General features: G+C 60.9%; 15 protein-coding genes. 13 read left to right on the top strand and 2 right to left on the bottom strand.

Translation table 11 applies throughout. The annotated features are described in order from the left end of the window. The first annotated feature begins 46 nt into the window (after nt 1–46). The 5 genes from BCY88_RS24760 (at nt 47) to BCY88_RS24740 (ending at nt 5,467) form a co-directional block, all read left to right on the top strand. Nucleotides 47–1,576, top strand: coding sequence for a sugar ABC transporter ATP-binding protein (locus BCY88_RS24760; protein ID WP_120346803.1), 1,530 nt, complete (start codon nt 47–49; stop codon nt 1,574–1,576). After that, on the top strand, nt 1,573–2,631 hold the full coding sequence (locus tag BCY88_RS24755; protein WP_120346802.1) for an ABC transporter permease: 1,059 nt from the start codon (nt 1,573–1,575) through the stop codon (nt 2,629–2,631). Before BCY88_RS24760 ends, BCY88_RS24755 begins: the two co-directional genes overlap by 4 nt. Then, nucleotides 2,624–3,640, top strand: coding sequence for an ABC transporter permease (locus BCY88_RS24750; RefSeq protein ID WP_120346801.1), 1,017 nt, complete (start codon nt 2,624–2,626; stop codon nt 3,638–3,640). Before BCY88_RS24755 ends, BCY88_RS24750 begins: the two co-directional genes overlap by 8 nt. 93 nt (nt 3,641–3,733) lie before the next feature. Beyond that, nucleotides 3,734–4,741 (top strand): rhamnose ABC transporter substrate-binding protein, encoded by a 1,008-nt coding sequence (gene rhaS / locus BCY88_RS24745; protein WP_120346800.1) that lies wholly within the window; start codon nt 3,734–3,736, stop codon nt 4,739–4,741. A gap of 363 nt (nt 4,742–5,104) precedes the next feature. Further along, nucleotides 5,105–5,467 (top strand): host attachment protein, encoded by a 363-nt coding sequence (locus tag BCY88_RS24740; RefSeq protein WP_259461503.1) that lies wholly within the window; start codon nt 5,105–5,107, stop codon nt 5,465–5,467. Between the two features lie 71 nt (nt 5,468–5,538). Here the strand turns inward: BCY88_RS24740 and BCY88_RS24735 are convergent, their stop codons facing one another. Continuing rightward, nucleotides 5,539–5,886 carry a DUF6566 family protein gene (locus BCY88_RS24735; protein WP_259461502.1) on the bottom strand — a complete coding sequence of 116 codons (348 nt, stop codon included), beginning with the start codon at nt 5,884–5,886 and terminating at the stop codon, nt 5,539–5,541. Between the two features lie 235 nt (nt 5,887–6,121). Here BCY88_RS24735 and BCY88_RS24730 point away from each other — a divergent pair, with 235 nt between their 5' ends. From BCY88_RS24730 to BCY88_RS24700, 7 genes are all read left to right on the top strand, one after another. Next, nucleotides 6,122–6,373 (top strand): hypothetical protein, encoded by a 252-nt coding sequence (locus tag BCY88_RS24730; RefSeq protein WP_120346798.1) that lies wholly within the window; start codon nt 6,122–6,124, stop codon nt 6,371–6,373. Nucleotides 6,374–6,571: 198 nt separating this feature from the next. Further along, nucleotides 6,572–6,952 carry a TraR/DksA family transcriptional regulator gene (locus BCY88_RS24725; protein WP_120346797.1) on the top strand — a complete coding sequence of 127 codons (381 nt, stop codon included), beginning with the start codon at nt 6,572–6,574 and terminating at the stop codon, nt 6,950–6,952. A gap of 342 nt (nt 6,953–7,294) precedes the next feature. Continuing rightward, nucleotides 7,295–10,087, top strand: a complete 2,793-nt coding sequence (locus BCY88_RS24720; RefSeq protein WP_120346796.1) for an ATP-dependent Clp protease ATP-binding subunit — start codon at nt 7,295–7,297, stop codon at nt 10,085–10,087. A 251-nt stretch (nt 10,088–10,338) separates the two neighbouring features. After that, nucleotides 10,339–12,621 carry an FdhF/YdeP family oxidoreductase gene (locus BCY88_RS24715; protein WP_120346795.1) on the top strand — a complete coding sequence of 761 codons (2,283 nt, stop codon included), beginning with the start codon at nt 10,339–10,341 and terminating at the stop codon, nt 12,619–12,621. A gap of 1 nt (nt 12,622) precedes the next feature. Then, entirely contained in the window at nt 12,623–14,011 is a 1,389-nt protein-coding gene (locus BCY88_RS24710; RefSeq protein WP_120346794.1) for a cytochrome ubiquinol oxidase subunit I, read from the top strand. Nucleotides 14,012–14,015: 4 nt separating this feature from the next. After that, nucleotides 14,016–15,023: a cytochrome d ubiquinol oxidase subunit II gene (gene cydB / locus BCY88_RS24705; protein WP_120346793.1), complete on the top strand. Its 1,008-nt coding sequence runs from the start codon at nt 14,016–14,018 to the stop codon at nt 15,021–15,023. 37 nt (nt 15,024–15,060) lie between these two features. Then, nucleotides 15,061–15,972: a bestrophin family protein gene (locus BCY88_RS24700; RefSeq protein ID WP_120346792.1), complete on the top strand. Its 912-nt coding sequence runs from the start codon at nt 15,061–15,063 to the stop codon at nt 15,970–15,972. A 51-nt stretch (nt 15,973–16,023) separates the two neighbouring features. Here the strand turns inward: BCY88_RS24700 and BCY88_RS24695 are convergent, their stop codons facing one another. Continuing rightward, complete coding sequence (locus tag BCY88_RS24695; protein WP_120346791.1) at nt 16,024–17,451, bottom strand: aminotransferase-like domain-containing protein; 1,428 nt, start codon at nt 17,449–17,451, stop codon at nt 16,024–16,026. 273 nt (nt 17,452–17,724) lie between these two features. Between BCY88_RS24695 and BCY88_RS24690 the strand changes: the two genes are divergently transcribed. Beyond that, nucleotides 17,725–18,470 (top strand): LysR family transcriptional regulator (locus BCY88_RS24690; RefSeq protein WP_147408555.1); only part of this gene is annotated, 746 nt, incomplete at its 3' end.

Here is an 18,470-nt window from a genome sequence, read left to right as displayed (position 1 = left end):
GCATCGGCGGCACGCTCGAAAGCGAAAAAGAAGGAGGAGACAGGTCGTGCAGCAATCCCCATCCGCCGTGCCCAGGCTCGAACTGCGGCACGCGAGCAAATCGTTTGGCCGGGTTCGTGCGTTATCCGATGGCGATCTCGCGTTGTGGCCGGGCGAAGTGCATGCGTTGCTCGGTGAAAACGGCGCGGGTAAATCGACACTCGTGAAGATTCTCGCGGGCGTGCATCAGCCGGACACCGGTGAGTTGCGCGTCGACGGCGTGGCGCGCCGCTTCGCGACGCCGGCCGAAGCGCGCGATGCCGGTCTCGCGGTGATCTATCAGGAACCGACGCTGTTCTTCGATCTCTCGATCGCGGAGAACATTTTCATGGGACGGCAGCCGGTCGACCGGATCGGCCGCATTCAGTACGACGCCATGCGGCGCGAAGTGGACGGCTTACTGGCTTCGCTTGGGGTCGATCTGCGGGCGGATCAGCTGGTGCGCGGTTTGTCGATTGCCGATCAGCAGGTGATCGAGATTGCGAAGGCGTTGTCCTTGAACGCCAACGTGCTGATCATGGACGAGCCGACCGCCGCCTTGTCGCTGCCCGAAGTGGAGCGGCTCTTTGCGATCGTGCGCAAGCTGCGCGAACGCGACGTGGCGATTCTTTTCATTACGCACCGGCTGGATGAAGTGTTCACGCTGACGCAGCGCGTGACGATCATGCGTGACGGCGCGAAGGTATTCGACGGGCTCACTGCCGATCTCACTACCGAATCCATCGTCGCGAAGATGGTGGGCCGCGATCTGGAGACGTTCTATCCGAAGGCCGACCGCCCGCCAGGCGAAGTGCGCCTGTCCGTGCGTGGACTCACGCGTGTGGGTGTGTTCAAGGACATTTCCTTCGACGTGCGCGCCGGCGAGATCGTCGCGCTGGCGGGTCTCGTCGGCGCGGGGCGCAGCGAAGTGGCGCGTGCGATCTTCGGCATCGACCCACTCGACTCGGGCGAGATTTCGATTGGCTGCCAGCGCCTCGCCGCGGGCAGCCCGGCCGCGGCAGTGCGCGCCGGTCTTGCGCTAGTCCCGGAGGACCGCCGCCAGCAAGGCTTGGCGCTGGAGTTGAGCATTGCACGCAATGCCTCGATGACGGTGCTCGGACGTCTCGTCAAACATGGCCTGATCTCCACTCGCAGCGAAACGCAGTTGGCCGACAAGTGGGGCACGCGCTTGCGTCTCAAAGCGGGTGACCCCAATGCGCCGGTCGGCACGCTTTCCGGCGGCAACCAGCAAAAGGTCGTGCTGGGCAAGTGGCTCGCCACTCATCCGAAGGTGCTCATCATCGACGAACCCACCCGCGGTATCGACGTCGGCGCCAAAGCCGAGGTATATGGCGCGCTCGCGGAACTGGTGCGCGACGGCATGGCGGTGCTGATGATTTCGAGCGAATTGCCGGAAGTGCTCGGCATGGCCGATCGCGTACTGGTCATGCACGAGGGCCGTATCAGCGCCGATATCGCGCGCGCCGAAGCCGATGAAGAGTGCATCATGGGCGCCGCGCTCGGCCAGCCTATTCCACCTTTGGGGCACGCGGCATGATGCGTCATTCTTCAACCCATCCCGCGCCGGTTCAGGCGTCCGTCCCCAGGCGCAGCGGCGGCGCGCTTGGCGGCTTTATCGCGGGCATCGCGAAGAGCCGCGAGACCACGCTCTTTGTCGTGCTGATCCTGCTGATCGTGGGCACGGGGCTCGCGAGGCCGCAGTTTCTGAATCTGCAGAATCTGCGCGACGTGCTGCTCAATGTGTCGATTATCAGCTTGCTGACCGCCGGCATGACGGTGGTGATCCTGATGCGGCATATCGATCTGTCGGTAGGTTCGACGGTGGGTATTAGCGCCTATGCGGTCGGCAGTCTGTACGTGGCGTTTCCGCATATGCCGGTGCTCGTCGCGTTGCTGGCCGGACTCGCAATCGGTCTGGTGGCGGGCAGCATCAACGCGTTGCTCGTTGCGGTGGGGCGCGTGCCGTCGCTGGTGGCGACACTCTCCACGCTCTATATCTTTCGCGGCGCGGACTATGCGTGGGTACACGGCGGGCAGATCAATGCGACCAGTTTGCCCGATGCGTTCTCCCGTCTCGCTACCGGAACGCTCTTCGGCATACCGACGCTCGCGCTGATCGCGATCGTCGTGCTCGCCGGCCTCGCCGTCTATCTGAAGCAGTTTCGCGGCGGACGGGAACACTATGCGATCGGTTCGAACCCGGAGGCGGCGCGGCTTGCCGGTGTGAACGTCGAGCGCCGCGTCATGGCGGGTTTTCTGCTGTCCGGCGCGATTGCCGGTTTTGCGGGCGCGTTGTGGCTCGCGCGCTTCGGTACCGTCGATGCGAGCACCGCGAAGGGTATCGAATTGCAGGTGGTGGCCGCCGCCGTGGTGGGGAGCGTGGCGATCACGGGCGGTGTGGGCACCATTCTTGGCGCCACGCTCGGCGCGCTCGTGCTGGGTGTGATCAGCATCGCGCTGGTCGTGCTGCACGTTTCGCCATTCTGGGAACAGGCGATCCAGGGCGCGCTGATCGTCGCCGCGATTGCCGCCGACACCTTGCTGGCCCGCTCCGTCGCTAAACGCATGATGAGGAAACGCGATCATGGCTAAACCCGATTCCGCGCTGCTCACGCGCAAACGCGAAACGCCCTTGCAATGGGAAGTGCTGCTGGTCATCGTGCTGGCTCTGTCGCTCGGGCTCGGACGCCTGTTGTCGCCGGTGTTTCTCACCGGCGCGAATGTCAGCAACATCCTTGCCGATCTGACCGAGATCGCGTTGATGGCGCTGCCCATGACATTGATTATCGTCGCCGCTGAAATCGATCTGTCGGTGGCGTCGGTGCTGGGCGCTTCCAGTGCGCTGATGGGTGTGCTGTGGCACATGGGCTTGCCGATGCCGCTCGTGATCGTACTCGTGCTGATTGCCGGCGCGCTGGCGGGACTGCTGAACGGTCTCGTGATCGTCAAGCTCAATCTGCCTTCACTCGCGGTCACCATCGGCACGCTGGCGCTGTTTCGCGGACTTGCCTACGTGTTGCTCGGCGATCAGGCCGTGGCGGATTTTCCGCCCGCTTATACGGCATTCGGCATGGACACGGTCGCCTCGACCTTCATTCCGCTGCCTTTTGCGATTGTGATTGTCGCCGCGCTGCTGTTTACCGTGCTGCTGCAGTCCACCGCCTTTGGCCGCAGCCTCTACGCCATCGGCGCGAATTCGACCGCGGCGGCTTTCTCGGGTATCGAGGTCGCGAAGATCAGGCTGCGTCTATTCGTGCTGTCCGGCGCGATGAGCGCGCTGGCGGGCGTCGTCTACACGCTGCGGTTCACCAGCGCCCGCGGCGATAACGGCGAGGGTTTCGAATTGTCGGTGATCGCGGCGGTGCTGTTTGGCGGCGTGAGTATTTTCGGCGGACGCGGCTCGATGTTCGGTGTCCTGCTGTCGCTGCTGATTATCGGTGTGTTGAAAAATGCGCTGACGCTCGATGACGTGTCGAGCGAAACGCTCACGATCGTGACCGGCGTGCTGCTGCTGGCGTCGGTGCTGATTCCCAATCTGGTTGCCCGCTGGCGCGCGGCGCGTGACCGGCGTTTCATCGCGAAGTCCGCTGCATCGTCATAAGGTTTTCTCAAACCGGCTCCAGAAGAAATACCGCATACCAAATACCGACAACCCGGACAGCGATTCGTCCGACAACAAAGCAGGAGACGCTTCATGTTCAATCCTCTACGTCACACCGGCAAGGCCGCGCTTTGCATTGCTCTCGTTGCGATCAGTTGTGCCGCGTCCGCTGCGGGCCTGAAAAGCGGTCTGAAGATTGCCTTCGTGCCGAAGCAGATCAACAACCCTTATGAAGTGATTGCCGACGACGGCGGCATGGCCGCGATCAAGGAATTCAACGGCGTGGGCAAGGTCGTGGGGCCGTCGGATGCGGGCGCATCGTCGCAGGTGCAATACATCAACACCTTGATCACGCAGCGTCAGGACGCGATCGTGATTGCGGCCAACGACGCGAATGCGGTCGTGCCGTATCTGAAGAAAGCGATGTCGCAAGGCATCAAGGTCGTGACCTTCGATTCCGACACGGCGCCTGAGGGCCGCCAACTGTTCGTCAATCAGGCGAATGCGGAGGGCATCGGTCGAGGCCAGATCCAGCTGGTGGCGAAGCTGATGGGGGGCGAGGGCGAATTCGCCGTGCTGTCGGCCACGCCTAACGCGACCAATCAGAACACATGGATCAAATGGATGCAGGAGGAGTTGAAAAAACCGGAGTACTCGAAGATCAAGCTCGTGAAGATCGCGTACGGCAACGACGACGACCAGAAGTCGTTCGTCGAAACGCAAGGCCTGCTTCAGGCCTATCCGAATCTGAAGGCGATTGTCGCGCCGACCACCGTAGGCATTGCGGCGGCGGCGCGCTATATCTCGTCGTCCTCGAGCAAGGGCAAGGTGCAGGTGACCGGGCTGGGCACCCCGAACCAGATGCGCGCGTTCGTGAAGAACGGCACGGTCAAGGCGTTCCAGTTGTGGGATCCGAATCAGCTTGGTTATCTGGCTGCCTATGCGGCCGCCGCGCTGTGCTCGGGGACGATCACCGGCAAGGAAGGCGAATCGTTTGATGCCGGCAAGCTCGGCAAGCGCACGATCGGGCCGCAGGGCGAAATCATTCTCGGACCGCCGACCACGTTCGATGCGAGCAATATCGACAACTTCAATTTCTAGCCGGCAAGCCGGGCGCCGTAAGTAACGCAAGGTGCGCGACGTGCCATAAGGCATCGCGCACCCTACCGCGGTTTGATGCCAGGTTTGTGCGCTGTTTGGTACGGGATATGCAGACCGGCCGATCAAAACCCGAAGCCGCGTTGAATGCGCGTAAGCGGCTTTGGCGCGAACTTTGAGACCTATACTATGAATCGGTAAGCCGACCGTGGGCGTCGTGCGCCCGAACTGCTATCTTGCGTGACAACCGTTCGGATAACGGATGATCGCCGGCATAGTGTTCGATGGCCGCGGTTTTCGGTGAGGACGAGGGCGCACAGTCTGAACGGATGCCGTACACGCGGACAAATCCTTGCCTGGAGGTGCATGATGATCGATGTGACCTGGCTTGTGGTGGCTGACGGAGGTCGCGCCCGGGTTTTCCTGGCGCCAGGGCTGACGCTCGATTTGCATGAGAAAGAAGATCTCATCAACACGGAATACACCGGCACCATGCTCACGGAAAAGGACCGTGAGAAATTCGCAAAGCGCGTTTCCGATTACCTGGAAGAAGGCCGGCTCCATCAGCTTTACAGCAGGCTAAGGCTCGCCATCGAGCCCAAATTCCTCGGCATGGTCAAAGCGAATCTCCACGAGGAAACACGCCGGCTGATATTCGAGCAGGTTAGCGAGGATCTGTCGACACTCAACGTCAGGCAGATCGAGGCCCACTTGGGGCGGCGGCACTGATTGACAATCAGGGCACGTATCGCATTCACATGGTGAATGCTACGTTGCCTTGAATTGCGCCCCTGCGGGTTTTATGTGTCACTGACGCGCGTTTCCGAGCCGCTGGACTCCTCGGTATCGCGAAACCAGGTTTCTGCATGAGAGCGCTCGGCAACCCAGGAGCGGGACTGCGGCGTGTTGAACTCGCGATCGATAAACCGGCGCCCCCATTCGACCCCGTCTCTCACCGCTTCCTCCTCGGTCAGCCACTCGGGTTGAACCGTCATGGGAACGACATCGACGACAGTCTGGGCGCCGCGACTCACGCTCACACTTGCGATCCAGGCGCCGAGCTTGTTACGCTCAGGATGCACGACAATTTCAAACTCGCCGTAAGAAACAGAGCTTGCTGGCATCGTTTTCTCCTTTGCCGCGTTCATGATCGACCTCTATCTGCAATCCAGCGTGCATGCCGGGCTCCTGGCCGCTGCTGCCATCATGCCGCAATTGCGGCCCTCCAACACATGGATATCGCGGCCGAGCGGTAAACCGCCAGACATATTTGACCAATAGCTAGCATCGGAAAAACCCATGTTCACAGCGTCATGACCTGTTCATAGACTTGCAGTACGAAGGAAGTACAGGACTTCATCTCATCCAGTGGCTGGAGGTGGTATGGCACAGAATGAATTTTCATATCGACGGTTTCTGATTTCCGCGACGATCGCACCGCTGCAAGCTAGCCGGGGGATCGTCACAGTCGATGTCACGACCACGGACCCGGAGCGCATCGCCGATCTCGGCACAGAACGCTTTATTCATGTGGAGCGATGGGTTGAAAGAAACGAGCCTGCGTTCCTTCAGGTCGTGGTGGACGAGTGCAAGGTCGCGATCGATCATTACGCAAACAATGTCGACGATAGTTGATTCATCCTGCGCGCTTGCGTCGACTCTCGCGTGAGGTGTTGCAATGCGGGAATTCGCCGAGATAGCGCATCGGCTGCTGCAAATTAGGACTATCCTAAGCTTACGCTGGATGAAAGCGCACTGTCGCATGACGGTCGTTCGGTGAATCCAGGTAACTGCCGGTCTTGTGCGAAGCCGCAAGGGGTCAGGGAGAAAACCATGTCGGAGCAGCAGGCCAAACTGAGTGACGAGTTCATCGCGCAGCAGCGTCAGCGCCTCGAGGCGTTGCGCCGCGAACTGCTGGGCGGCGAGGAGAGAACGACCGCCGACGAACGAACGGCCCAGGAGCAGCATGGCGACGAGGCCGAAGAGCCGGAGGACGTAGCGCAAGGCATGGCACAGAACGAGGTCAATCAGGCGCTGCATGACGTGAACGACCAGCGCATCGGCGATATTGAACGCGCGCTGCAGAAGATCGACGAAGGTACCTACGGTATCTCCGACGAAAGTGGCGAGCCGATACCGAAAGCCCGGCTCGAAGTCGCCCCCGAAGCGATCCTGACCGTTGAAGAGCAAGGCCGCCGCGAGGCCGGACGATGAAACCTGGCGCCGCCCAATGCCTATCATCGGAAAAGCCAATATTCCCTTCCTGACGCACCCCTCATAGAATCCACGTACGGTTTCCGGGTTTCGTTATGCTAATCATGTTGAAAGCATCGCGATGATCTATCCGTGCTTTTCCGACAATGTTCGTCGAAAACGGACGAGATAAAGCGCATCGGAACGTGCCGTGCCCGATGCGCCGGCGCTATCGCGGTTCCTCGCTTATTGAACAAAACAAACGGACCGTGGACGGCGGCTCCGGGGTGTTCGCAATTCAGATGGACGCGTTCTATAACCTTTGAACTGGCCGCATGTTTTAACCGATAAAGGTGACTCTCGATGCCCGCCCTCTGCGAAATCTGTAACGCCCGTCCCGCTGTTGCCCGTGTGACCGTTGTGCAAAACGGCGAGCGGAAATCCATGTCGATCTGCGACTACGACTACCGGCAATTAATGCGGCACCAAAGCATGCTCAACCCATTCGATTCATTGCTCGGGGGAGGCGGCCTGTCGCGCTTCTTCGGCGGCATGGAGGAAGGGGCCGAGGACGAAGACGCCGGGTTCGCCGCCGAGGTGCCGCGCGAATCGGTCGATGCGACCGATGCTTTCAGTGAGCAGACGCTCGAATTGCTGCAGCGCGCCGCGGAGAAGGCGCATGAGCTTGGCCGCAGCGAACTCGACTCCGAACACCTGCTGTACGTGCTCGCGGACGCCGACGTGTGCGCGGCGTTGTTGAAGGAGCTCAAGCTCTCGCCGCAGGACATCAAGAGCTATATCGATCAGCATGCGCAAAAGGGAACCGTCGATCCGGACGCGCCGATCGACAAGATGACCGTCTCGCCTCGTTTGAAAAAGGCGTTCCAATATGCGTTCCAGGCGTCGCGCGATCTGGGGCACTCTTATGTTGGCCCGGAGCATCTGCTGATCGGCCTTGCCGCGGTGCCGGACAGCATTGCGGGCACGCTGCTGAAGAAATATGGTGTGACGCCGGAAGCGTTGCGTCAGAAGGTCGTGAAAGTCGTGGGAAAAGGCGCGGAAGACGGACGTGTCGATGCGCCAACGGGTACGCCCAACCTCGACAAGTTCGGACGCGACCTCACCGCCATGGCGCGTGAGGGCAAGCTCGACCCGGTGCTGGGACGTGCGCAGGAAATCGAGAGCACGATCGAAGTGCTCGCGCGGCGCAAGAAGAACAATCCTGTGCTGATCGGCGAGCCGGGTGTCGGCAAGACTGCGATCGTCGAAGGGCTGGCCCAGCGTATCGTCAATGGCGACGTGCCTGAGGTTCTACGCGACAAGCGCCTCGTCGAGGTGAACATCAATTCGATGGTAGCCGGTGCGAAGTATCGTGGCGAATTCGAAGAGCGTGCCAAGCAGCTGATCGATGAAGTCACGGCGAAGAAGGATGAACTGATCCTGTTCATCGACGAACTGCACACGATCGTGGGCGCGGGACAAGGTGGGGGCGAAGGCGGTCTCGACATCGCCAACGTGCTCAAGCCCGCGCTGGCGCGTGGCGAGCTCAGTCTGATCGGCGCGACAACCCTCAACGAATATCAGAAGTACATCGAGAAGGACGCCGCGCTCGAACGGCGCTTCCAGCCGGTGTTGGTGCCGGAGCCGACGGTCGAGCAGACCATCGTCATCCTGCGGGGCCTGCGCGACAAGCTCGAAGCGCACCACCAGGTGACGTTCGCCGACGATGCGTTTGTGGCCGCGGCCGAACTGTCGGATCGTTACATCACGTCGCGCTTTTTGCCCGATAAGGCCATCGACCTGATCGACCAGGCAGCGGCACGCGTGCGCATCGGCGCGACTTCGCGTCCTGCGCCCATCCTGGAGCTCGAAGCCGAGATTGCCCAGCTCAAGCGCGAGCAGGATTATGCGTCTTCACGCAAGCGCTTCGATGAGGCGAAAGCGTTCGAGACACGGATCGGCGAAAAGCAGGAGAAGCTCGACGAACAGATGGAGACATGGCAGCGCAAGACCGGCTCGGAAACGCTCGAAGTGACCGTGCAGTCAATTGCCGAAGTCGTATCGCGCCTCACCGGTATTCCGGTCACCGAGCTCACGCAGGAAGAGCGCCGGAAGCTTCTGGAGATGGAGAACAAGCTGCGCGAGCGCGTGATCGGGCAGGACGACGCGGTGGTTGCCGTGAGCGATGCCGTGCGTCTGTCGCGTGCGGGGCTCGGCCAGACGAACCGGCCTATTGCGACGTTCCTGTTCCTGGGGCCCACTGGCGTCGGCAAGACCGAACTCGCGAAGGCACTGGCGGAAACGGTGTTCGGCGACGAGCAGGCGGTGGTTCGTATCGATATGTCCGAATACATGGAGCGTCACGCGGTTGCGCGCCTGATCGGCGCCCCTCCGGGCTATGTCGGTTATGACGAGGGCGGGCAACTGACCGAGCGCGTGCGGCGGCGTCCTTACTGCGTGATCCTGCTCGACGAGATCGAGAAGGCGCACCCCGACGTGTACAACGTGCTGCTGCAGGTGTTCGACGACGGGCGGCTGACCGACGGCAAGGGCCGGGTCGTGGACTTCAGCAATACGATCATCATTGCGACGAGCAATCTCGGCGCATCGATCATCATGGACAACCTCGAGAAAGCCGAGGCGGATCGCCAGGGTGAGAAAGCGATCCGCGAGGAACTGATGGGCGTGCTCAAGGGCCACTTCCGGCCCGAATTCCTGAACCGGATCGACGAGATCATCGTCTTCCATGGACTCTCGCGCGACAACATCCGCTCGATCGTGCAGATCCAGCTCGAACGGGTGGCGCGCACCGCCGCTGCGCAGGACATTACGTTGAAGATGGACGAATCGGTGATCGATCACCTCGCCGAGGCCGGTTACCGGCCGGAGTTCGGGGCACGCGAGTTGAAACGCCAGATTCGCCAGGAGCTGGAAACACGGCTGGCGAAGGAGATGCTCGGCGACGTCCTGAAGTCGGGCGACAGCGTCGAGGTCAGTTATGACAAGGACAGCGGCGAAGTGAAGTTCACGAAGAGCGAAACAGCGCCTGCGCCCAAGGCGGCGAGCGGGAAGGGGAGTAATGGGCGCGCGAAGAAAAAACCGTCTAAAGAGGCCGGCAGTGCCGAGCCGACTGAAAGCGCCGCCACCAAGGAGTGATGTCCGCAACAGGTCAGGCGGGTCTGCCGCGTCGCCGCCGACCGTGTGCGGCACCCACCTGGTCGAGACCGGTAACGGTGTAGCGGCGTGACGCTGTTTGAACTGTGCACGCCAGCCGCCGGTTAATCTGTACGCTTCGCAGCGCGTCGGTACAACTAGACTGAATCCGTATCCAGACTTTATGGCTTGATACGGCGTAGTTTCCCACGATAAGGCCTTAAGGCTTCCCAAGGCAGGCCATGGAGTCTCATATGACCACGCGACGCGAAGTTCCCGGAATCCGCCCGTACGACGCACCCGCCGGAGGGTGGGGAGCCCTTCGAGCGACAGCGCAAGCCGTTCGAACCCAGATGGAAAGCATCGAGGCGCCGATCACGCTGATGCGGACCAATCAGCCCGACGGCTTCGATTGCCCGGGTTGTGCGTGGCCGGACAAGGAACACAAATCGACCTTCCAGTTCTGCGAGAACGGCGCGAAAGCAGTCACATGGGAAGCGACGACCAAGCGGGTGACGCCGGAGTTTTTCGCCAGCAACACGGTAACGTCGCTGCTGCAGCGAACCGATTTCGAACTGGAGGATCTCGGCCGGCTGACGCATCCGCTCGTCTACGACCGCGCGACGGACAAGTTCCTGGCGGTCGAATGGGAGAATGCGTTCGCGCGTATCGGCGGAGTGCTGCGCGGCTTGTCCTCGCCCGACGAGGCCGAGTTCTATACCTCAGGCCGGGCCTCGAACGAGGCGGCCTATCTCTTTCAATTGCTCGCACGCGAGTATGGGACGAACAATTTCCCCGATTGCTCGAATATGTGCCACGAACCGACCAGCGTCGGCTTGCCCCAGTCGATCGGGATCGGCAAGGGCACGGTATCGCTGGAGGACTTCGACAAGACCGAACTCATCCTCTCGATTGGCCACAATCCCGGGACCAATCACCCCCGGATGATGGGGACACTCCACGAGTGCTCGCGGCGCAACGTGCCGATCATCGTGTTCAATCCGCTGCGCGAGCGCGCGCTTGAGCGCTTCGCCGATCCGCAGAGCGTCATTGAAATGGCGACCTTCGGATCGACGCGGATTGCGTCGACCTATTTTCAACTCGACGCCGGGGGGGACGCAGCCGCGCTCAAGGGCATCATGAAGGCGCTGTTGCAGATGGACGCGGAGCAGGGCAACACCGTCCTCGACCACGCGTTCATCGCGACGCATACCCAGGGTTTTGAGGCGTTTGCCGCCGATCTGGACGCGACGTCATGGGACGATATCGAAAAGGCAAGCGGCCTCACGCGTGAAGATCTGGATGAAGTTGCCGTTGCCTACGCAAAATCGAATGCGACGATTGTCACCTACGGCATGGGCGTCACCCAGCATAACAAAGGCACCGCCAATGTCCGTCTGATTGCCGATCTGTTGTTATTGCGCGGCAACATCGGCAAGCCCGGCGCAGGCATCTGCCCTTTGCGCGGGCATTCCAACGTGCAGGGCAACCGTACGGTCGGCATCACGGAGAAACCGTCCGCTACCTTCCTCAAGCAGATTGAGGATGTGTTCGGGTTCACGCCGCCGGCGGCGCACGGGCACGACGCCGTGCAAGCCATGCAGGCGATGATCGCCGGCACGGCCAAGGCCCTGATTTGCCTTGGCGGAAACTTCGCGGTTGCGTTACCCGATTCCGAGCAGTCTTTTGCGGCAATGGGCAAGCTCGACCTGAGCGTTCATCTCGGCACCAAGCTCAATCGTTCGCACCTGCTGGTGGCAAAAGAAACGTACGTGCTGCCGGTTGTGGGCCGCACGGAACTGGACATCCAGGCAACAGGCCGGCAATCCATTACGGTCGAGGATTCCATGTCGATGGTCCACGCTTCCTCGGGCAAGCTGACGCCCGCGTCCGAACACCTGCTATCCGAGCCGGCGATCGTCGCCGGGATCGCACAGGCAACGCTGCCGCACAGCAAGGTGGCGTGGTCGGATCTGGTCGCGGACTACGACAGGATTCGCGACCTGATCGAGCAAACCGTGCCGGGATTCGAGGCCTTCAATGAACGAATCCGGGTGCCGGGTGGATTCCGTATGCCGCTTCCTCCGACCGAACGCGTGTGGCCCACGCCGTCAGGCAAAGCGATGTTCTCGGTGTACGGTGGCGTGAGGGAAGACGCCGACGTTCTCGGTGCCGAAAATGTGCTGCGTCTCATCACGATCCGCAGCCACGACCAGTACAACACCACCATCTATGCGCTCGACGATCGTTACCGGGGCGTGTTCGGCCGGCGTGACGTGCTGTTTATGAACGAAGACGATCTTGCCGAACGTGGGCTCGAACACGGCGACCTGGTCGACATTGAAACCATTTCAGCAGGCAGACAGCTGCGCCTGAAGAAGATCACGGCGATCGCTTACAACATCGCACCGGGTTCGGTGGCGGCCTATTATCCGGAAGCCAACGTGCTGGTACCGCTCGACTTCATCGACAAGGAGAGCGGCACGCCTTCGTACAAGTCGGTTCCGGTTCATGTTGTGCGCTCGGCAGAAGCCTGACATGGAAATCTTCGATGCATTCCACCTTGCCAGGTTGCAGTTTGCGTTCACGGTCTCGTTTCATATTATCTTTCCCGCGATCAGCATCGGCATGGCGAGTTTTCTCGCCGTGCTGGAATGGCGCTGGTTGCTGACCGGCGACGTTGCCTACAAGGACATGTTCCTGTTCTGGTCGAAGATCTTCGCGGTCGGCTTCGGCATGGGGGTGGTTTCAGGTGTGGTGATGGCCTACGAGTTCGGGACCAACTGGAGTGGATTTTCCAGCGTTGCCGGCAACGTCACGGGGCCTCTGCTGACCTATGAAGTGCTGACGGCGTTCTTTCTGGAGGCCGGCTTTCTCGGTGTCATGCTGTTCGGCTGGCAGCGGGTCAGTCCACGCGCGCACTTCTTCGCCACGCTCATGGTGGCGGTGGGCACGCTCATTTCCACGTTCTGGATTCTCGCGTCGAATAGTTTCATGCAGACGCCGCAAGGGTACGTCATCGAAAATGGCAAGATCGTCCCGGTCGACTGGATGAAGGTGATTTTCAACCCGTCGTTCCCGTTTCGCCTTGCGCATATGACGATTGCCGCATTCATTGTCGCGGGCTTCATCGTCGCCGCCTGCGGCGCGTGGCATCTATTGCAGGGCCGGCGTGACAAGCCAGTCACGCGGAGTTTTTCGATGGCGTTGTGGATTCTGCTTTTCCTCGCGCCGATACAGATTTTCGTTGGCGACGCGCACGGCCTCAACACACGCGAATATCAACCGGCCAAGATCGCTGCGATCGAAGGGCTGTGGGAAACCGAGAAAGGCGGCACGGCGCTCAATCTGGTCGGCCTGCCTGACATGAATGCGGAAGTGACGCGCTACACGATCCAGATACCGCACCTGGGCAGCCTGATCCTGACTCACAGCTGGGACGGAGAGATCCGCGGGCTGAAGGAGTTTGCGCCGCAGGATCGCCCGTACTCGCCGATCATCTTCTGGACCTTCCGCATCATGGCGGGTCTGGGCATGTTGATGCTATTGACGGCGCTGCTCGGCTTGCTGCTCCGGCTGCGCGGCCGTCTCTACGAGACGCGCTGGTACCAGGTGCTCGTGCTGTGCATGGGGCCTTCCGGAATTGTGGCGCTCCTGGCGGGGTGGGTCACGACCGAGGTCGGCCGCCAGCCGTGGACCGTCTACGGCGTGCTTCGTACTGTGGACTCCGTCTCGCCGGTCAGCTCGCAGCAGGTCGGCGTTTCGCTGCTGATCTTTGTACTGGTGTATTTTCTGGTGTTCGGCATGGGGTTCTACTACATGATGAAAATGATGAAGCGCGGACCGGAGGAGCATCCCGAGCGCGGCAAGTCACGCCGGTATCCGGTGCTGACCAATCGCCCGCTCGACGCATTGGAAGGAGAGTGACGCCATGCAGATCGATCTTCCTGTCGTGTGGGCCGCGATCATCGGACTCGGCGTTTTCATCTACGTGATGCTGGACGGATTCGATCTCGGCATCGGTCTGCTATTTCCGTTCTTCGAGGAGAAAGCCGACCGGCAAGTGATGCTCAATACCATCGCGCCGGTCTGGGACGGTAACGAGACCTTCCTTGTGCTCGGCGGCGCCGGGCTTTACGGGGCGTTTCCCGTGGTCTATTCGACGCTGCTGCCTGCGAACTATCTGCCGCTGATCCTGATGGTGGTGGGCCTGATCTTCCGCGGGGCGGCTTTCGAACTGCGCGCCAAGGCCGTCAGGACCCAGCACGCGTGGGACCTCGCCTTCATTGCCGGCTCCGCGCTCGCGGGGCTCTGCCAGGGCATCGTGCTGGGATCGCTGCTGCAAGGCATCAAGATCGTCGATGGCCGTTTCGCCGGCGGTCCGTTCGATTGGCTCTCGCCGTTCAGCCTGTTCTGCGGGATCGGTGTGCTCTTCACGTATGCAACGCTCGGCTGCGGCTGGCTCATCCTGAAGACCGATGGTGAACTGCAGCGCAAGATGCGCGAGGTGATGCGGCCGCTCGTGAGCATCCTGCTCGGGGTGATGGCCGTCGTGAGTCTCTGGACCGTGATCGGTTTGCCGGCGGTGGCGTTTCGCTGGTTTGGGAGCGGCAATCTCGGCTGGTTTCTGCCGGTGCCGATTCTTGTCGTCGCCTGCGTATGGGGCGTGTTGCGTTCGCTTCGCTCGAAGCACGAAGCGACTCCGTTCCTTCTCTCGCTCGCGCTGTGCTTTCTCGGCTACAGCGGCTTGCTCATCAGCATCTGGCCGAACATCGTTCCGCCCTCCCTGACGATCTGGGAGGCTTCATCGAGTCATGCGAGCCAGTTGTTCGCGCTGGTCGGCACGGTGATCGTGCTGCCGGTCATTCTCGTCTACAACGTCATGCAGTATCGCGTTTTCCGCGGCAAGGTACGCGAAGGGGACGCCGGTTACCACTGAGGGTAACGGCGCAATCGACACACTAAAAGAGCACATCATGATTGTCAGACCAGGGGAAAACTGGTTCCGGCTGCTGTTTATCTGGAACGGTTCCGTGTTGCAGTCGATTATTCCGCAACTGGTTGTCATGGGGATCGTCAGCAGTGTTGCTGTCATGACGCAAGGGCGCATTTTCGGCGAGAAGATCCCACTCAATACCGCGCCGTTCACCTTGTTCGGCCTCGCGCTGGCGATCTTCCTGGCGTTTCGCAATAACGCAAGTTACGAACGGTTCAATGAGGCGCGTCATCTTTGGGGCAGCACACTGATCTCGGCGCGTGCGCTGACTTCGCAAATGCTGTGTTACGTGCCACGGGGCGATCACAATGTTCAGGTGGCTCATACACTGATTGCGTGTGTGTACGCGTTGAAGCACCAGTTGCGTGGGACCGACCCGACGCCTGATCTCCTGCGCTTTCTCGGACGCACGCGAACCGAGGCGCTGCAGCACACCTGCTATAAGCCGACGGCACTGCTCAACGACGTTCGCCATGACTTCGCCGATCTGCAGCTTCGGGGTTTGTTATCGGATACGAAGCTCTGGATGATCGACGCACAGATCAACGAGTTGGGCAGAACAGTAGGAGGATGTGAGCGGATCGCATCCACGCCCATTCCGTTTGCCTACAGTGTGTTGCTTCACCGCACCGTCTACGCCTATTGCGTGTTGCTGCCGTTCGGTCTGGTCGATTCAACGGAATTCTTTACGCCGCTTCTGTGCGTTTTCATTTCCTATACGCTGATTGCACTCGAGGCGATTGCCAGCGAAGTCGCCGAGCCATTTAGTCTCGCGCCGAATGCGTTGGCGCTTGACGCGATGACCCGCAATATTGAACGATCGATTCTTGAGCTATGTGGCCGTGAGCTTCCCGACGAGGTTGCGCCGGTGCGCTCGTACCAGCTGACTTAGGAGGCGCTCATCGCGCACGGCCCAACGCTCTGCCTGACGGCGAGCGTGCCGCTAACGGGCACACATCGCGACGAGCTTGCCCACCGTAATCACCGCCTGTTCGATTTCGCTCGACCAGGCGCTGCTGTAATTGAGGCGGATGAAATTCCGATAGGTCGTCTCCGAGACCGAGAACATGTAGCCGGGTCCAATGGTGATCCCCTGGTCGAGCGCGAGCTTGTAGAGCCGCATTGCGTCGACCTGGGGCGGCAGTTCGATCCACAGCACGTATCCGCCCGCAGGGTTGGACATGCGCGTGCCTTCAGGAAAGAAACGCGCGACGGTGGCCTTCATCAGTCTGGCCTGCTGCGCATACGCCCGTCGAACTTTTCGCAGGTGATGCTCGTAACCGTCGCGCTCAAGGAATTCCGCAATCGCCATTTGCGGAATCGACGGAGAGGTCAGCGTGTTCAGAAACTTGAGCTTCTCGACCTGATCGCGATAACGGCCCGGCAGCGCCCAACCAATCCGGTAGGCTGCCGTGAGCGTCTTCGAGAAAGAGCCGCAGTGAAGCACGAGCCCCTTCGTGTCGAAGGACTTCAAGGTGCTCGGGTGCGTGCTGTCATAGTGCAACTCGTTGTAGACGCCGTTCTCGATGACCGGAATGTCGCGCTTCGTCAGCAGTTCCATGAGTTCGCGCTTGCGTTCGTCGGGCATCAGAAAACCCAGCGGATTCTGGAAGTTCGGCATGACCATGCAGGCGGTGATGGTGTGCGAGTCCAGGATTGCGGCAAGCGCCTCGATGTCGATGCCGTGCTCCGGATGAGTCGACACCTCGATCGCTTTCATGCCCATGCGTTCGATCGCGTGGAGCATCGCGTAGAACGTCGGCGACTCGACAGCGATCACGTCGCCCGGTTTCGCAACTGACTGGAGACACAGATTGATCGCCTCAGTCGCGCCGACCGTGATGACGATTTCGTTCGGATCGACGGCCATGCCGTTCTCGAGATAACGACGCGCGATCTGGCGCACGAGTGCGGCATTGCCGGGTGGCAACGCGTCCGTTACGCCCCAGCGCGTCTTGCCTCGTCCCGCGTCGTAAGCGTAGCGGTTGAGCTTTTCGAACGGAAACAGACTGGAATCGGGATAAGGTGAGCCGAGCGGCACGGCGTCGTCGACACCGATCGAGCGCAAGGTGGACAGCACCAGCCGGCTGACGTCCACCGGCGACGATATCGGAATCGGTTTCGATGGCCGCAGTTCGAGTGTTTTCCGTTCGCCCCCGTCGCCCCTGAAGTTGACGAAATAACCCGACTGAGGTCTGGCCGTTAGCAAACCACGGCTCTCGAGCAGCAAATAGGCGCGGATAACGGTCGTCACGCTAAGCCGATGCTGCTGGCTGGTCTGCCTCACTGATGGCAGACGTTCGCCATGGCCGTACACGCCTTGCCGGATCAGTTTCTCGATATCGTCTGCCAGCTTGTCATACAGATTCATCGGACGATTCCCCTGGCGGTTTGCTGCGGTAAATTGTACCGGTCTCTTTCATGGCTTACACGCGCTCGCGTCGCCATGCAGCTATCTGGCTTCAGCGTCGCAGCCGAACTGTACTGACGCGAGCCGGCCCGATGTGTGCACTCTGCGGTTGATGGCCCGGCCTTAACCTTTACTCCATCGAATGAACATTGCCAGGTCCCCACGTTGGGATCTTTCGACGCGTAACAGTGGGCTTGAGTGACGCGCAATCGGCACACAGGGAGGTTGGGCACGATGAATCTGCTGGAAGCCATGCGTATTTACGTCAGGGTGGTTGAGCGGGAAAGTATCTCCGGCGCGGCGCGGGACCTCAATATCGGGCAACCGGCCGCAAGCGAGCGCATCGAGCGGCTCGAGAAGTACCTTGGCTGCCGGCTTCTGCTGCGCAGCGCGCGTGCTTTCAATTGCACGCCCGAGGGTCTCACTTTCTACGACCGCAGCAAACGGATTCTGCACGCCGTGGAACAGGCGGTCGCGGAGGTGTCGAGTGACGGGCAGGATCTGAAGGGCACGATCCGTATCGCGGCGCCTCATTGCTTTGGCGAGACGGTCGTGCCGGAGGCGTTGACGCTGGTGCGCGCAGCGTATCCACAACTGGATCTGGAGCTGGTCCTGAACGACCGGATCGTCGACCTCGTGACGGAGGGCGTAGATATTTCGTTTCGTCTTGGTCAGCTCGGCGAAGGGGTCTTCATTGCCCGTCAGCTGGGTCAGGTCGGGCGTGTGCTGGTTGCCGCGCCGGGCTATCTCAGCCGGCACGGTCCGATTGCTGAACCGTCTGAGCTGGTGAGGCATCCGTTCATTCGGGTGCAGGGCATGTTCGGCACGGAACAGTTGCCGCTCAGACACCTGGAGACCGTCGTGGAGAGCGTGCCGATCCGCACTGCAATCAAGACGAGTCATTGGCGGCCCATGTATGAAATGATCCTCTCGGGCGTCGGCATCGGCGTGCTGGAAGAGCCGGCGTGCGTCGATGCGCT

The sequence above is a fragment of the Paraburkholderia fungorum genome (genome assembly GCF_003610895.1).
Classification (GTDB): Bacteria; Pseudomonadota; Gammaproteobacteria; order Burkholderiales; family Burkholderiaceae; genus Paraburkholderia; species Paraburkholderia fungorum_B.
Note: the sequence above shows the minus strand (reverse complement) of the source record. Positions and strands in the feature narration are given on the sequence as shown.

Bases quoted from the DNA above. Each gene is read 5' to 3' on its own strand.
- BCY88_RS24755 (WP_120346802.1), top strand. From the start codon at position 1,573: ATGATGCGTCATTCTTCAACCCATCCCGCGCCGGTTCAGGCGTCCGTC.
- BCY88_RS24750 (WP_120346801.1), top strand. From the start codon at position 2,624: ATGGCTAAACCCGATTCCGCGCTGCTCACGCGCAAACGCGAAACGCCC.
- rhaS (WP_120346800.1), top strand. From the start codon at position 3,734: ATGTTCAATCCTCTACGTCACACCGGCAAGGCCGCGCTTTGCATTGCT.
- BCY88_RS24740 (WP_259461503.1), top strand. From the start codon at position 5,105: ATGATGATCGATGTGACCTGGCTTGTGGTGGCTGACGGAGGTCGCGCC.
- BCY88_RS24735 (WP_259461502.1), bottom strand. From the start codon at position 5,886: ATGAACGCGGCAAAGGAGAAAACGATGCCAGCAAGCTCTGTTTCTTAC.
- BCY88_RS24730 (WP_120346798.1), top strand. From the start codon at position 6,122: ATGGCACAGAATGAATTTTCATATCGACGGTTTCTGATTTCCGCGACG.
- BCY88_RS24725 (WP_120346797.1), top strand. From the start codon at position 6,572: ATGTCGGAGCAGCAGGCCAAACTGAGTGACGAGTTCATCGCGCAGCAG.
- BCY88_RS24720 (WP_120346796.1), top strand. From the start codon at position 7,295: ATGCCCGCCCTCTGCGAAATCTGTAACGCCCGTCCCGCTGTTGCCCGT.
- BCY88_RS24715 (WP_120346795.1), top strand. From the start codon at position 10,339: ATGACCACGCGACGCGAAGTTCCCGGAATCCGCCCGTACGACGCACCC.
- BCY88_RS24710 (WP_120346794.1), top strand. From the start codon at position 12,623: ATGGAAATCTTCGATGCATTCCACCTTGCCAGGTTGCAGTTTGCGTTC.
- cydB (WP_120346793.1), top strand. From the start codon at position 14,016: ATGCAGATCGATCTTCCTGTCGTGTGGGCCGCGATCATCGGACTCGGC.
- BCY88_RS24700 (WP_120346792.1), top strand. From the start codon at position 15,061: ATGATTGTCAGACCAGGGGAAAACTGGTTCCGGCTGCTGTTTATCTGG.
- BCY88_RS24695 (WP_120346791.1), bottom strand. From the start codon at position 17,451: ATGAATCTGTATGACAAGCTGGCAGACGATATCGAGAAACTGATCCGG.